Source organism: Azospirillum sp. VT-I1 (assembly GCF_055698305.1).
On record NZ_CP168802.1, the window covers coordinates 635535 to 648784 of the forward strand.

At 70.3% G+C, this 13250-nt stretch carries 13 protein-coding genes and 1 riboswitch; of the genes, 7 read left to right on the forward strand and 6 right to left on the reverse strand.

The features are described from left to right. Positions 1 to 78: 78 nt before the first annotated feature. Positions 79 to 1449 carry an FAD-containing oxidoreductase gene (locus tag AB8P05_RS16835; protein ID WP_472759430.1) on the reverse strand — a complete coding sequence of 457 codons (1371 nt, stop codon included), beginning with the start codon at positions 1447 to 1449 and terminating at the stop codon, positions 79 to 81. 243 nt (positions 1450 to 1692) lie between these two features. On the opposite strand from AB8P05_RS16835, the gene AB8P05_RS16840 reads away from it, so the two are divergent. Continuing rightward, a complete protein-coding gene (locus tag AB8P05_RS16840) occupies positions 1693 to 3345 on the forward strand; it encodes a sensor histidine kinase (RefSeq protein WP_472759431.1) in 1653 nt (550 codons plus the stop codon). Between the two features lie 5 nt (positions 3346 to 3350). After that, positions 3351 to 4004, forward strand: coding sequence for a response regulator transcription factor (locus AB8P05_RS16845; RefSeq protein WP_472759432.1), 654 nt, complete (start codon positions 3351 to 3353; stop codon positions 4002 to 4004). A gap of 16 nt (positions 4005 to 4020) precedes the next feature. Here AB8P05_RS16845 and AB8P05_RS16850 read toward each other — a convergent pair whose 3' ends face one another. The 5 genes from AB8P05_RS16850 to AB8P05_RS16870 all read right to left on the reverse strand — a co-directional run bounded on the left by AB8P05_RS16850 (position 4021) and on the right by AB8P05_RS16870 (position 9987). Next, the gene (locus tag AB8P05_RS16850) at positions 4021 to 6177 is read right to left on the reverse strand and encodes a TonB-dependent receptor (RefSeq protein ID WP_472759433.1); all 2157 of its coding nucleotides are present in this window, start codon (positions 6175 to 6177) and stop codon (positions 4021 to 4023) included. A gap of 133 nt (positions 6178 to 6310) precedes the next feature. Further along, complete coding sequence (locus tag AB8P05_RS16855) at positions 6311 to 7096, reverse strand: (2Fe-2S) ferredoxin domain-containing protein (RefSeq protein ID WP_472759434.1); 786 nt, start codon at positions 7094 to 7096, stop codon at positions 6311 to 6313. Between the two features lie 16 nt (positions 7097 to 7112). Beyond that, entirely contained in the window at positions 7113 to 8141 is a 1029-nt protein-coding gene (locus AB8P05_RS16860; protein WP_472759435.1) for a FecCD family ABC transporter permease, read from the reverse strand. After that, positions 8138 to 9151 carry an ABC transporter substrate-binding protein gene (locus tag AB8P05_RS16865; RefSeq protein ID WP_472759436.1) on the reverse strand — a complete coding sequence of 338 codons (1014 nt, stop codon included), beginning with the start codon at positions 9149 to 9151 and terminating at the stop codon, positions 8138 to 8140. The genes AB8P05_RS16860 and AB8P05_RS16865 overlap by 4 nt, the downstream gene beginning before the upstream one ends. Continuing rightward, entirely contained in the window at positions 9148 to 9987 is an 840-nt protein-coding gene (locus tag AB8P05_RS16870; RefSeq protein WP_472759437.1) for an ABC transporter ATP-binding protein, read from the reverse strand. Before AB8P05_RS16870 ends, AB8P05_RS16865 begins: the two co-directional genes overlap by 4 nt. A gap of 123 nt (positions 9988 to 10110) precedes the next feature. Next, positions 10111 to 10330, reverse strand: a riboswitch (cobalamin riboswitch). Between the two features lie 370 nt (positions 10331 to 10700). Between AB8P05_RS16870 and AB8P05_RS16875 the strand changes: the two genes are divergently transcribed. From AB8P05_RS16875 to AB8P05_RS16895, 5 genes are all read left to right on the forward strand, one after another. Next, complete coding sequence (locus tag AB8P05_RS16875) at positions 10701 to 10919, forward strand: hypothetical protein (RefSeq protein ID WP_455173585.1); 219 nt, start codon at positions 10701 to 10703, stop codon at positions 10917 to 10919. A 15-nt stretch (positions 10920 to 10934) separates the two neighbouring features. Further along, a complete protein-coding gene (locus tag AB8P05_RS16880; RefSeq protein WP_472759438.1) occupies positions 10935 to 11270 on the forward strand; it encodes a hypothetical protein in 336 nt (111 codons plus the stop codon). A gap of 104 nt (positions 11271 to 11374) precedes the next feature. Continuing rightward, positions 11375 to 11884, forward strand: a complete 510-nt coding sequence (locus tag AB8P05_RS16885; protein ID WP_472759439.1) for a sigma-70 family RNA polymerase sigma factor — start codon at positions 11375 to 11377, stop codon at positions 11882 to 11884. Positions 11885 to 11907: 23 nt separating this feature from the next. Continuing rightward, the gene (locus AB8P05_RS16890) at positions 11908 to 12681 is read left to right on the forward strand and encodes an anti-sigma factor family protein (RefSeq protein WP_472759440.1); all 774 of its coding nucleotides are present in this window, start codon (positions 11908 to 11910) and stop codon (positions 12679 to 12681) included. Positions 12682 to 12754: 73 nt separating this feature from the next. Further along, on the forward strand, positions 12755 to 13219 hold the full coding sequence (locus AB8P05_RS16895; protein WP_472759441.1) for a hypothetical protein: 465 nt from the start codon (positions 12755 to 12757) through the stop codon (positions 13217 to 13219). The last annotated feature ends 31 nt before the right edge of the window (positions 13220 to 13250 follow it).

A 13250-nucleotide genomic window follows, 5' to 3' on the forward strand; every position in this document is an offset into this window, starting at 1 on the left:
AGGGTGCCGCACTGCGCGGCGGTGCTATTGAAGAATGGAAGCAGGATTTTTGAACGAAACCCGCGCGCGCCTACGCCGTTAGTCCAGCGGCTTCAGTTCCCCCAGCAGGGTCGGCAGCAGTTCGGCGACGGTGGGGTGGATGTGGACGGCGCGCTGCAGGACGGTGTAGGGCGCCTTGGCGTACATCATGTCCAGGACGCCGTGGATCGCCTCGTCGCCGCCGGGACCGAGGATGGCGGCGCCCAGGATCTCCTTGCTGTCGGCATCGACGGTGATCCGCATGAAGCCCTGCGCCTCGCCCTTCTCGACCGCGCGCCCGACCCGGGTCATCGCCCGCTGGCCCACCAGCGCCCGCCGGCCGGAGCGGCGCACCGCCTCGTCGGTCATGCCGACGCGGGCGAGCGGCGGGTCGGTGTAGAGCGCATAGGCCTGGATGCGGTCGTCCACGCTGCGCGGGTCGTCGTCCAGCAGGTTCGCCGCGACGATCTCGAAATCATTGTAGGCGGTGTGGGTGAAGGCGCCGCGCCCGTTGCAGTCGCCCATCGCCCAGATGCTCGGCACGCTGGTGCGCAGCCTGTCGTCCACGGTGACGTAGCCGCGGGCATCCGTCGCCACGCCGGCCAGGTCGAGCCCCAGATCGTCGGTGTTGGGCCTGCGCCCGACCGCCAGCAGCACATGGCTTCCCACCACCGACGGATCGCCGGAGGCGCAGTTCACCCCGACCTCGACGCCGTCGGCATGGGGGGCGAAGCGGATGCAGTCGGCCGACAGGCGGACCTTGACGCCTTCCTTCTCCAGCAGCTCCATGACCGCATCGGAAACGTCGGGGTCCTCGCGCGATATCAGCCGCTCCCCCTTCTCCACCACCGTCACCTCGGCGCCGAAGCGGCGGTACATCTGGGCGAATTCCAGGCCGATGTAGCTGCCGCCGACCACCACCAGATGCCGCGGCACATGGTCGAGGTCGAGGATCGTGCCGCTTGTGAGAAGCTCAACATCGCGCACGCCCGGCATGTCCGGCACCGCGGCGCGGGCGCCGACATTGAGGAAGATGCGCTCCGCCGTCAGCAGCTCATCGCCGACGCGCACGCTGTTCGGGGACTCGAAACGGGCATGGCCCTGCAGGACGCGGCAGCCGGGCATGCCGCGCAGCCAGGCTTCGACATTCCGGCGCGACCGGCCGGAGACGGCGTCCTTGCGTGCCTTGACCTTCGCCATGTCGATGCGCACCGGCCCGTCCAGCGTCACGCCGTATTCGGCCGCCCGCCGGGCCATCTGCGCCACGCGGGCGCTGGCGATCAGCGTCTTCGTCGGGGTGCAGCCGGTGTTGACGCAGGTGCCGCCGAACAGCTTGCGTTCGATGACCGCCACGGTCATGCCGGCGGCGGTGAGGCGCTGGGCAAGCGGCGGTCCGGCCTGGCCGGCTCCGATGATGATGGCGTCGACCATGGCGGGCTCCTGCAGCCGGATGTGTCAGTCGGGGAAAATCCTGTGGGGCAGGATGGTAATGCCGCTGCCGGGCGTCTTCCAAGCAAACCAAGGTATGACTGGCGGCGGCCGGTTCAGATCCGTCAAATCATCGGCAGAATCGTCAAGAAGCGGGCGCAGCCCGCCGCTAGGCTGACGGAAACGCAACGGCACAGCGCGGGGGTTGGAAGCGGGCGCATGGGAGCGAGCGGAGGAGCAGGCGCCGTGCCGGGCAGTTTGCATACGGCCGGTCGGCCGAACGAGCGCCGGATCGGCGTGCTTGCGATTCCGCTGGCGCTTGCGGTGTTCGTAATCGACACCTTCACCGACATCGAGAGCGCCATCGCCGTCCTCTATGTCCTGGTGCTCCTCCTGGCCGCCACCGCGCTGTCGCGGCGTGGGATCCTGCGGGTGGCCGCCGGCTGCGCCGTGCTGGCGGTGCTGTCCTTCCTGCTGTCCCACTGGCACGACATGGACCTGTCGGCGGTGCTGCGCTGTGGCGTGTCGCTGTCGGCCATCCTCATCACCGGCGCGCTGCTGGTGCGCGACCATGAGTCCCGGGCGCTGCTGGTGCGGGCCAACGGGGCGCTGGCGCGCAGCGAGAAACGCTACCGCAGCATGTTCGAGCAGGCGCGCGTTTCCCTGTGGGAACAGGACTTTACCGCCGTGACAGCGGCGCTCGACGCCCTGCGGGCCGACGGCGTGACCGACCTTGCCGCCCACGCGCAGGCCAATCCCGGCTGGGCGCGGGAGATGGGGGCGCTGGTCGTCACCACCAACGTCAACGACGCCACCCTCGAACTGCTGGGCGCCGCCGACCGGGCGGAGGTGCTGGGGCCGCTCGAACGCTTTCTTCCCGCCGACGACCCGGCGATGCCGCAGGTTCTCCTGGCGCTCTGGGAGGGGCGCGACCGGTACGAGGGGCGGGCGCAGCTGATCGCCGCCGACGGGCGCACCCTGACGGTGCTGCTCGGCATCAGCTTCCCGGACGACGGGATCGGCTTCGATCAGGTGGTGGTCGGCATCGTTGACATCACCCAGCGCGAACGCACGCAGGAGGCGCTGCTGGCCGCCCAGGCCGAACTCGCCCGCGCCGCGCGCGCCGCGACGCTGGGCGCCCTGTCCGCCTCGATCGCCCATGAGCTGAACCAGCCGCTGGGCGCCATCGTGCTGAACGCGCAGACCTGTCTGCGCTGGCTGCGCCGCGACCCGCCCGACATCGAAACCGCCGCCAGGGCGGTGGAGCGGATGGTCCGCGACGGCAAGCGGGCCGCCGACATCGTGCAGCGGACGCGCGGCATGCTGGTCAAGGACGCCCGTTGCGACGAGACCATCGACCTGCCCCGGCTGGTGGAGGAAGTGGCGCTGCTGCTGGAGCGCGAGCTGTCGGCCGCCGGTGCCGTCCTGTCCACCGATTTCGCCGCGGGCGTCCCGCCGGTGCGGGGAAGCCGGGTGGGGCTGCAGCAGGTGCTGGTCAACCTCGTCACCAACGGCCTGCACGCCATGGCGGAGGCCGGCAGCCCCCGGCGCGAACTGACGGTGACCGTCGACAGCCCGGAGGACATCCAGGGCATGGCGCAGGTGCGGGTGTCCGTGCGCGACCGCGGCCGGGGCATCGACGAGGGCAGCCGCGCCCGCCTGTTCGACCCCTTCTTCACCACCCGGCCGGACGGCATGGGGATGGGGCTCTCCATCTGCCGCTCCACCGTCGAGTCCTGCGGCGGCACGCTGAGCGTCCACAACCATGCTGAAGGCGGCGCGGTGTTCGAGTTCACCATTCCCGCGGCGTTGCCCGCCCAATCCGATCAATCGCCATCCACCCCTTCGCCGGCCATCCCATCGCAAATCGCTTCGCCGGCTTCGGCACGAGAGGACTGACCGCCATGCCGCCGACCTCCGCCCCGCAACAGCCCCCGTCATCAGCCAAGGACGATCCGCTGGTTCTCATCGTGGACGACGACGGCGGCATGAGGGAGGCGGTGGTCGACCTGTTGCGGTCCGTCGGCATTGAAAGCCGCGCCTTCGGCAGCACGGCCGAACTGCTGGCGGCGGCGGTTCCCGACCGGCCGGGCTGCCTGATCCTCGACGTACGGCTTCCCGGTCTGGGCGGTCTGGAGTTCCAGACGAGGCTCGAAAGCCTGGGCATCGCGCTGCCCATCGTCTTCATGACCGGTTTTGCCGACGTACCTATGTCGGTGCGGGCGATGAAGGCGGGGGCGACGGATTTCCTGATCAAGCCCTTCCGCGACCAGGACATGCTGGACGCGGTGGAGGCCGCCATCCTCCGCGACCGCGCCCGGCGGCGGGAGCGGACCGCCGCCCTGACGGTCGAGACCCAGGCCGCGACCCTGACCCCGCGGGAGCGCGAGGTGATGGCCGCGGTGGTCAAGGGCCGGCTGAACAAGCAGATCGCCGGCGATCTCGGCATCAGCGAGGTGACGGTGAAGCTCCACCGCGGCAAGGTGATGCGGAAGATGCAGGTCCGCTCCGTCGCCGACCTCGTCCGCAAGGCGGAGATGCTGAACCCGGAGGAGTGACGGCGGTCGCCCGAGGTCAGAAGCTCATCGAGAAGGCCAGCTCGGCCGAGCGCGGGCGGCCCAGCACCCAGCTGTTCGCGCTGCCGGCCACCGCATAGACCTCGTCGAACAGGTTGAAGGCGCGCAGGCTGAGCTTGGTGTCGGCGGTCGGCCGGTAGTCCAGCCCGGCGTTGACCACGGTGTAGGCGGGCCGGACGCTGGTGTTAGCGGCGTCGGCGTAGGTCTTGCCGACATACTGCACGCCGGCGCGCACCTCCCAATCCGGCAGGAAGGCCCAGCTCGCCCAGGCGTTGGCGGTGCGCTGCGGCACGCCGGTCGGCACGTTGCCGGCATAGGACACCGCGCGGCCCGAGACGGACTGGGTGAAGTCGTCATACCTTGCCCGCAGCAGCGCGCCGTTGACGTCCACCCGCACGCCCTCCCACAGGCCGAGCGACAGCGACGCCTCCAGCCCCCGCGACGATTGCCGGCCGACCTGCATCGTCACCCCCGGCCGGTTGGGATCGGTGGTGAGCAGCTTATCCTTGACGATGCGGTAGGCGGCCAGCGTCCACTCGCCGCGCCCCTCCAGGAAGGACTGCTTGACGCCGATCTCCACCTGCCGGCCGGTGGACAGGTCGAAATCCTTCTGCGTCGGCGACAGCGAGATCAGGTTCCCGACCGGATCGACCGCGGTGGCGTATTGGCCGTAGAGGGCAAGGCCGGGCATCACCTCGTACACCGCGCCGGTCCGCCAGCTGGTGGCGCGGAAGTCCTTGGTGTAGCTGGTTCCCGTCACCAGATCCCAGCGCTCCACCGTCGGCGCGTCGTAGCGGATGCCGCCGACCAGCGACAGCTGCGGCGTCACCGACAGACGGTCCTCGGCGAACAGGGAATATTGGCGGGTGCGCGACCGGCTGCGCGGGGTGGTGCCGGCACTGTTGAGGAACAGGCCGGGTGCCGGGTCGAAGGGATCGACACTGCTCGATCCGCCATAGGGCGCGTTGTTGGTGTGCTTGAACTCGATCCGGTTCAGGTCGAAGCCGCCGACCATCTCGTTCTTCATGCCGAAGAGGCTGCCGCGCCACGTCGCGTCGAAGCGGTCGCCCACCTGCCGCTGGTCATGATAGATCTCGATGTAGCTGTCGCGCATCACCCGCCGGCTGGCGGCGTTCCAGGCGTAGCTTTCCACGTCCTTCCAATGGCGGTGGCTGGTCAGGTGATAGGCGGTGTTGCGCAGGGTCAGCGCGTCCGACACCGCCCATTCGGCCTTCAGCTGGGTCCAGTTGTCGCGATAGCGGATCTCGCTGTCGGCGACGTTGAAGTTGCGATGCCGCAGCGCGCGGTCGAGGTTGCCGGCGATCAGCGGCGTCCCGAAATACTCCTGGGGCTGCTGGTCGCCGTAATCGTTGGACAGGGTGACGGCGAGGTCAGGCGTCGCCTGCAGCTTCACGGCGCCGGAGACGGCGAGCGACTTGCTGTCGCCGCGGTCGACCCAGCCGTCGGAGCGGTTGCCGCTGACGTCCAGCCGGTAGGACAGCTTCTCGCCGACCGGACCGCCGCTGCCGATGGCGGCGCGCCGGGTGCCGTCGGTGCCGATGGCGGCCATCGCCTCGTTGCGGAACGCGGTCGTCGGGCGCTTGGGCACCACATTGACGACACCGCCGATGGCCCCCTCGCCATAGAGGACGGAGGCGGGGCCGCGCAGCACCTCGATCCGCTCCGTCGACCATGTGTCGAAGGGGAAGGTGACGGTCCCCGACCCGACATAGAGCCGCGTGCCGTCATAGAGCTGCATCACCGAGCCATGGCCGGCGAAGCCGCGCGTCGCCAGCGACGACCCGCCATTGCCGGGTGCCGCCAGCGTGGTGAAGCCGGTGGCGTTCTGGGTGACGGCCTCCGTCACGCTGGTCTGGCCGCGGTCGCGGACGGTCCGGCCGGAGATCACCTCGATGCTTGCCGGGGTCTCCAGCGGGGTCAGGTCCAGCCGGCTGCCGCCGCTGTTCGGCCGGTCGAGCGCCAGACCGGCGGGGGCCGCGTCCGCCGAGCGCCCGGTCACGGTGACGGGTGACAGGGTGAGCGGCGCGTCGCCCTCCTCGGCACTTGCGGCCGTGGGCGCGACGGCGGCGGCGACCAGGAACAGCGTTGCCAGCGGGGCCGGGCGGCGGCTGGGGCGGGAAGGGGCGGGCGGCATCGATGATCCTCCTGGGTGGCTTTGAAAAGGACATGGAAAGGCGTTCCGCGAAGGCGGTCTTCGCGGGGGTGGTCGGGTCCGGTTGTCGTGAGAAGGCGTCCCGGATTTCACCGGGCGGTGCGGGGCGGCGGCGTCAGCCCATCGGGGCGTCCTCCGCCGGCCGGTTGCTGTGAAGGATGTCCGCGGCGTCCGGGCTGTCGGCCAGCAGATGTTCGCCGACGATGCGGTCGATCCGCTCCGGCGTCAGTTCGCCATACCAGACCGCATCCGGCTGGATCACCAGCAAGGGCCCGCGGTTGCAGGGATAGAGGCAGCTGGTCCGCGCGCACATCACCCGGCGGGGACCGGCGTTCAGCGCGCGGTGGGGCTTCATCGCGGCGCGCAGATGCTGGTACAGCGCGTCGGCGCCGCGATGCAGGCAGCGCGCGCCGGTGCAGAAGAACAGCTGCCGGCCATGCTCGGGCATCTCCGACCAGCCGGGCTTGCCGAGGCTGGGCTCGACGCCGTGCACATCGTCCATGCTGTCGGACGGGCCACCGGCGATGCGGTCGAGGGCCGCCGGCAGGTCCAACGCGCTCTCTACCGGAGGCGCCAGCCGAACCGTCATCCGCGCCTCGCGCGCGGCGGTCCAATGGCTGAGCGCGCCCGGCAGCCAGGCCGACAGGCTGGGGTCGGCCGGCACCATGCTGGGGATCACCAGGGCGTCCGCAATGCCGGCGCGTTCCAGCTCCGCCAGCACGGCGGGCAGGGCCGGGCCGGACAGATCGGCATAGGCGGTCGCCACCGTCGCGGGAACGCCGCGCGCGGCCTGAAGGACGGCCAGGGCCGCGGCCAGCGCCTTCAGGTTCTGCCCATGGTCGAAGGAGGCCCGTCCGTAGAGCACGATGGCGCGCGACGGCGAATGAAGGGTGGGAGTCATCGGTTTCCGGCTTTCGTCAGGCCGGCGCGCGGCGGCGCATCAGCCACAGGAAGAAGGCGCCGCCGACCAGGGCCGTGGCCACGCCGACGGGGATCTCGCGCGGAGCGAACAGGGTGCGGGCGGCGACATCCACCCACAGCAGCAGCAAGGCCCCGCCGAGTGCCGCCACCGGCAGCAGCATCCGCAGATGCCCGCCCACCAGCATGCGCGCGATGTGCGGCAGCACCAGCCCGACGAAGCCGATGCCGCCGCAGGCCGACACCAGCGCGCCGGTCATCAGCGCGGTGACGACGAACAGCTCCAGCCGCAGCCGCTGCGGATCGGTGCCGAGCGAGCGGGCCGCATCGTCGCCGAGCGCCAGCGTGTTGACCGTCTCCGCCCGCAGCCACAGCCAGCCGAGCCCGCACAGTGTCAGCAGGGCGGGGGCGGGCAGGACGCTCCAGCGCGCGGTGCCGAAGCCGCCCATCATCCAGAACAGCGCCGCGTCGGCGCTGCGGTCCGCCGTCGCGACGATCAGGGCGTTGGTGACGGCGTGCAGGATGAAGGCGACCGCGACGCCGGTCAGCACCAGCCGCTCGCTGGTCACGCTGCCGTCGCGCCCGCGCGCGGCGGCGAAGACGATCAGCATGGCGGCGAGCGCGCCGAGGAAGGCGGCGGCGGGCAGGCTCAGCGTTCCGGCCACCACGCCGGCGAACAGGATGACGCTCACCGCCCCGACCGAGGCGCCGGCCGATACGCCGAACAGATAGGGGTCGGCCAGCGGGTTGCGCGTCACCACCTGCAGCACCGCACCCACTGCGGCCAGCCCGGCGCCGGCCAGCGCGCCCAGCAGAACGCGCGGCAGCCGCAATTCCCAGACGATGTTGCGTTCCGCCCGGCTGAAGCCGTCCGCCGGAAAGGCTGCCGGCCAAAGCTCGTGCGAGATGACCGACCAGACGGTGGGAAGGGGGATGCGGGCGGCGCCGAAGCCGACCGCGGCGAACAGCGACAGGATCAGGGCGGCGGCCAGCACCAGGCACAGACGCAGCGGGCGGGCGCGGCTCATGGCGTGAACAGCTCCGGGTGCAGGGTGCGGGCCATCCGTTCCAGCGCATCGACGTTGCGCGTCGAGGGGGTCTGCTCGGCATAGGTCAGGACGATGAACTGACGCTTGCGCACCGCCTCCACGTCGGCCAGCTGGGGGGCGGACAGCAGGTGGCGGATGGCGGCTTCGGCCGGGACGCGGTGGTCACTGACGATGATCCATTGCGGGTCGCGCCGCGCCATCTCCTCCCAGCTGACCCGGACATAGCTGTTGGCGATGTCGTCGAAGATGTTGCGGCCGCCGGCCAGCTCCATCAGCAGGCTGGTCATGCCTTCGCGCCCCACCGACAGCGGGGCGGCGTCGGTGTGGCAGTCGTCGCAGTACATCACGCGCGGTCGCCGGGCGGCGGTGCCGGTCAGCCGGGTCACCGCGGCGACGCGGCGGCGGAAATCGGCGACCATGGCCTCCGCCCGGTCGGCGATGGCGAAGATCCGGCCCAGCGCTAGCAGGTCGGCATAGAGCGTGTCCATGCTGATCGGTTCGCGCGGGCCGATGCGGATGCAGCTTTCCCGCAGCGTGTAGGTGGCGACCCCCATCTCGGCGAGACGGGCGGGGGTGAGTCCGCGGGCCTCGTTGAAGCCATAGCTCCAGCCCGCGAACAGGAAATCCGGGTCGGCGGTCAGCACCGCTTCCAGCGTCGGGGCGCGGTCGGGCAGTTGGGGCAGGGCGGCGACCGCGCCAGGCGGTGCGATCAGGTGGCGTTCGGCCCCGGCGATGCCGGAGACCGCGACCAGCCGGTCGGCCAGCCCGAGATCGAGCATGGTCTGCGTCATGTTGACGTCATGGACCATCGGCCGCTTGGGAGGCGCGTCGAAGCGGGCGGTCTGGAAGCAGTTCGGCACCTCGACCGGATAGCTCTGGGCATGGGCATGGGCATGGGCGGGGGCGAAAGGGGCGGGGGCGAAAGGCAGCGCAAAACCGGCGGCCAGCAGGGCACCGGGGACAAGCTTGCGGAAAAGGGCCGAAATCATGCCGGATCCAGTCGATGGTTCGTCAGCGGCGACAGGTCGATGCGCAGACGGCCGTCGCTCGGGCGGCGGTCCACGGCGGCGGCGACCCGGTAGACGGCGGTGAGCCGCTCCGCCGTCAGCGCCTCTGCGGGGGCGGCGTCGGCCTGCAGCCGGCCGTCCTTCAGCAGCAGCAGGCGGTCGCACCAGCGCGCCGCCAGCTCGATGTCGTGCAGCGTCATCACCACGGTGATGCCCAGCGAGCGCACCAGATCGAGGACGGCGAAGCGGTGCTGGATGTCCAGATGGTTGGTCGGCTCGTCCAGCAGCAGGATGCGCGGGCGCTGGGCCAGGGCGCGGGCGATCATCACCCGCTGCCGCTCGCCGCCCGACAGCTGTTCGACCGGGCGTTCGGCCAAAGCCTCCAGCTCCAGCCGGGCCAGCGCATCCTCGACGATGGCGCGATCCTCCGCCCCGCTTGCGGAGAAGACGGAGCGGCGGTGGACCAGCCGCCCCATGCCCACCACATCGCGCACGGTGAAGCCGAGTGCGGCGGCGGAATCCTGCGCCTGGAGCGCCAGACGGCGGGCAAGCTCCGCCGGGCGCAGGGCGCGCGGATCGGCGCCGTCGATGCGGATCCGCCCGGCCGAGGGCGCCTGCAGGCCGGCGAGGCAGCGCAGCAGCGTCGTCTTGCCCGAGCCGTTGGGCCCGAGAATGCCGAGGATCGCCCCGTCGGGAACGGTGAAGCCGACATCCGACAGGACCTTGCGGCCGGCCAGCAGGCAACTCAGCCCCTCCACCGCGACGGCGGGGGTGTGGCGGGGGTGGGGAACCCCTGTGGGGGAAGGCGCTGGCGTCATCCGTGCATCCTGCCTTTTCGGGCGGGAGGATCGGGGCGGACGCATTGCGAAAGGTGCTGCGGCTCCGATGCGGAGTCCGGACGCACGCAGGCAAGCGTTCCACCGGGACACCCCGCCCGAGGACGTTTCGTTGTGGTGCTGGCAGGTCTCCTGGCTTGCGGGTCGACACCGGTCCGTCCGGCCTTCCCAGCGCCCTTGGGCGCCAGTGGCAGGAAAATGACGGAACGGCTCACCGCTCACAGTTGCGGGGACAGCTCCGGTCTCGCCGCGCGATGCGGCTCACCGGATTCCCTCTTAGCTTCCGGCGGCGACCGCCGGAAGAACCAGTACCGGGGCCATTCATGAGCGAGCCGGCCGCACAGGTCAAGGTTCGAAGCGGAAGGCCGGCCGGAATTTTCCTTGCCGGGCGGTTCCGTTCCTGTCCCCGAAGGCCGGGGAGAGTGTCTGCAAATGGCTCATCCTTCATACCTGTCCGGTCGTTCGTCGGTACGCATACATGTTATGTTATAACATAACACTTCTTGCCGTCGACCCCTTTTCCTCCGCGGGACATCCTCCGGGGTGTCCGGCCATGTCCGGTGCTCGCGATTTCCGGCGAATCCGGCGGATTAATCCCCGGGCCCGAGCGTAATTCAAAGGAACGATCGGAACGGGCGCCGCCCCTGGGCGGAACGACGTGACCGCATCGAGCCATCCGAACCGCGGAGGCCGCCATGACCTTTCCACGCTGGACCGTTGCCCTCGCCATCGCCGCAATCACCGCCATCTGCTTCCTGCTGGCGCTGGACTGGATCACCGACGAGCAGCTCGGAGCCTGGGCGCCCTATTCCATCGGGGTCGCGCTGATCCTGCTGATGTTCCTGTCGTTCGGCGCCATGCCGCGGGCGAACGCGACCCGTGCGTCGCGGCGCCTGAACGGCGGAAACGATTGAAAGCGGAGGACCGTCATGAGCCTGCACACCGACCCCGACGAGCGCTCCAGTCTCTTCGCCGAAGGCTTCGAGGCCTATGTCGCGCGCGAACATTGGGCGCCGATCCTGATCCAGGCGCTTCTCTACGGAACCACCCTGGTGGTCGTCGCGCTCCTCCTTGGCCTGCCGGTGCTGAACGCGCTGGCGCTGGTGCATGTGGTGGCGTCCGTGTCCGGCTTCTTCGGCGCCCTGCTGGCGATGCGGCTGGAAGAGATGGAGCCGGGGACCGCCTCGGTGGTCATCGCGCGGCGGAGCCTGGCGGCGATGCTGGTGTCCGGCACGGCCCTGCTCCTGGTGCCGTTCGCCCAATGATGGCGGGGTGGCGACGCCGATCCGTCCCGGCCGGGGATTAAAATGCTCCGCCGCGCGAACATATGGAAGCAGCCCGTTCCGCAAGCCGATCATGGAGCGACGATGTGACGTTCAGCCTGCGAAGTCAGTTGTCCGATCAGGTCCGCAGCTTGCGCCGCTACGCATTGACCCTGGTGCGCAACCGGGACGATGCGGAGGATCTCGTGCAGGAGACGCTGATGCGGGCCATCGCCGGCGCCCGGACATACCGGCCCGACGGCAACCTGCGCTCCTGGTTGTTCGGCATCCTGCACAACGTCCATGTCAGCGACCGGCGGCGGGACCAGGTGCGGACCCGCGCGGCGGCCTCCATCGAACCCCTCGTTCACAGCGACATCGCCCCCAACCAGCCCAGCCATGTCGAACTCGCCCGCACCATGGAGGCCTTCGCCCGGCTTCCCGAGGACCAGCGGCGGGCGCTGACCCTGGTGGCGGTCGACGGGATGAGCTACCAGGAGGCCGCCGCGATTCTCGGCATCCCCCTGGGAACGCTGATGTCGCGGCTGGGGCGCGGGCGGGAGGCGTTGCGCGCCGACGTGCGCGGGGACGACGGCAAGCCCCTTTGCGGGTGGTGAAATGAGCCATGATGGGGAACGGGATGAACGGTGATCGGGAAGCCGACCTGCACGCCTACATCGACGGCGAGCTTGACCCCCAGCGTCGGCTGGCGTTCGAGGCCTTCCTGGCCTCCCACCCCGCGGTCGCCGCACGGCTGCACGACTATCTGCATCAGAGGGAGGCGCTGCGTCAGGGCTTCGCGCAGATGCTCGGCGATCCTCCCCGGCAGACGGAAAGCCTGATCGGGCGCCTGTACGGCCGCCTGCGCCTGGAGCGCGCCGTCCGGCGCTTCGGACCGCTGGCGGCGGCGGTCCTGCTGCTGGTCGGCGGCGCCAACGTCGCGGCGCTGATCCATCAGCAGAAGACGGCCCTGCACGGCGTGCCGGCCTTCGCCGACCAGGCCGCCGAGATGCATGCGACGGCGGTCAGCCAGAGCCTTGCGTTCTCCGACCTGACCCCGGCGGACCTGACGGCGATGGCGCAGGGGCTGCCCCACCGTCTCGGCAGCGTCACGGTCAACCTGCCGAACCTGGAACCGAACCTGCTGACGCTGGTGCGGGCGACCATGGTGCCGCTGAACAACGGCATCGGCCTGCAGTTCGTCTACCGCGAGAGGGACGGCGAAATGCTGACGCTTCTCGTCGTCGCCGAGGAACCGGTCGATGACAAGGGTCTGCACGCCGTCGAACAGCGCGGGCTTCAGCTGGTCTATTGGCGCAACGGCGCCACCGCCTACACGCTTGCGGGCAGCCCGTCGGACAGCGACCTGCTTGTGGTCGCCAAGAAGATGGCGGACAGCGTGAGGCGGTCCTGATCGCGAAAGGAGGAGTTGAATGAGCGTACCGATTTCATCCGAACGGCGGAGGTTGACGGCAGCGGAATTCGAAATGGTCGAGCAGACCCACCATCCCCGGATCTGCGCGCTTTCCGACGAGGAACGCACCGCCATCATGCGCCGGATCCGGGACTATCGGGACAAGGCCAGGACCGTCGCCAACCAGCAGCGCCGCGAGATGCGCCGCAAGGCCGAGCCGCGCGGCGGGCGCGAGGCGGCTGACAACAGCGGCACGGCGCTGAAGGTGCAGATCTTCACCAGCGCCCTGAAACGCCTGAACCGCGAAAGCCGCAGGATGGAAGAGGCGGCCAGCCGGCCGCAGAGTGCCATCGCGCGGGACGCGCTGGACCTCAAGCGCGCCAACCGGCGCAAACACCATCCCGCCGCCCGGCAGACCTCGTCCCAGGGGATGCGGGCGATCACGAACGACCAGCGGACCGTCGATACCGATCCCCGCGAGATCGGCCGGGTTTCGCAATTCGTCAAAGACTCCCAGGCCCGCCGGGACGCGCGCTGAACGAAGGCGGATAACCCGGAGATATCCAGGC

Bases quoted from the DNA above. Each gene is read 5' to 3' on its own strand.
- AB8P05_RS16845 (WP_472759432.1), top strand. From the start codon at position 3,351: ATGCCGCCGACCTCCGCCCCGCAACAGCCCCCGTCATCAGCCAAGGAC.
- AB8P05_RS16860 (WP_472759435.1), bottom strand. From the start codon at position 8,141: ATGAGCCGCGCCCGCCCGCTGCGTCTGTGCCTGGTGCTGGCCGCCGCC.
- AB8P05_RS16895 (WP_472759441.1), top strand. From the start codon at position 12,755: ATGGTCGAGCAGACCCACCATCCCCGGATCTGCGCGCTTTCCGACGAG.
- AB8P05_RS16870 (WP_472759437.1), bottom strand. From the start codon at position 9,987: ATGACGCCAGCGCCTTCCCCCACAGGGGTTCCCCACCCCCGCCACACC.
- AB8P05_RS16835 (WP_472759430.1), bottom strand. From the start codon at position 1,449: ATGGTCGACGCCATCATCATCGGAGCCGGCCAGGCCGGACCGCCGCTT.
- AB8P05_RS16865 (WP_472759436.1), bottom strand. From the start codon at position 9,151: ATGATTTCGGCCCTTTTCCGCAAGCTTGTCCCCGGTGCCCTGCTGGCC.
- AB8P05_RS16890 (WP_472759440.1), top strand. From the start codon at position 11,908: ATGAACGGTGATCGGGAAGCCGACCTGCACGCCTACATCGACGGCGAG.
- AB8P05_RS16880 (WP_472759438.1), top strand. From the start codon at position 10,935: ATGAGCCTGCACACCGACCCCGACGAGCGCTCCAGTCTCTTCGCCGAA.
- AB8P05_RS16855 (WP_472759434.1), bottom strand. From the start codon at position 7,096: ATGACTCCCACCCTTCATTCGCCGTCGCGCGCCATCGTGCTCTACGGA.
- AB8P05_RS16875 (WP_455173585.1), top strand. From the start codon at position 10,701: ATGACCTTTCCACGCTGGACCGTTGCCCTCGCCATCGCCGCAATCACC.
- AB8P05_RS16850 (WP_472759433.1), bottom strand. From the start codon at position 6,177: ATGCCGCCCGCCCCTTCCCGCCCCAGCCGCCGCCCGGCCCCGCTGGCA.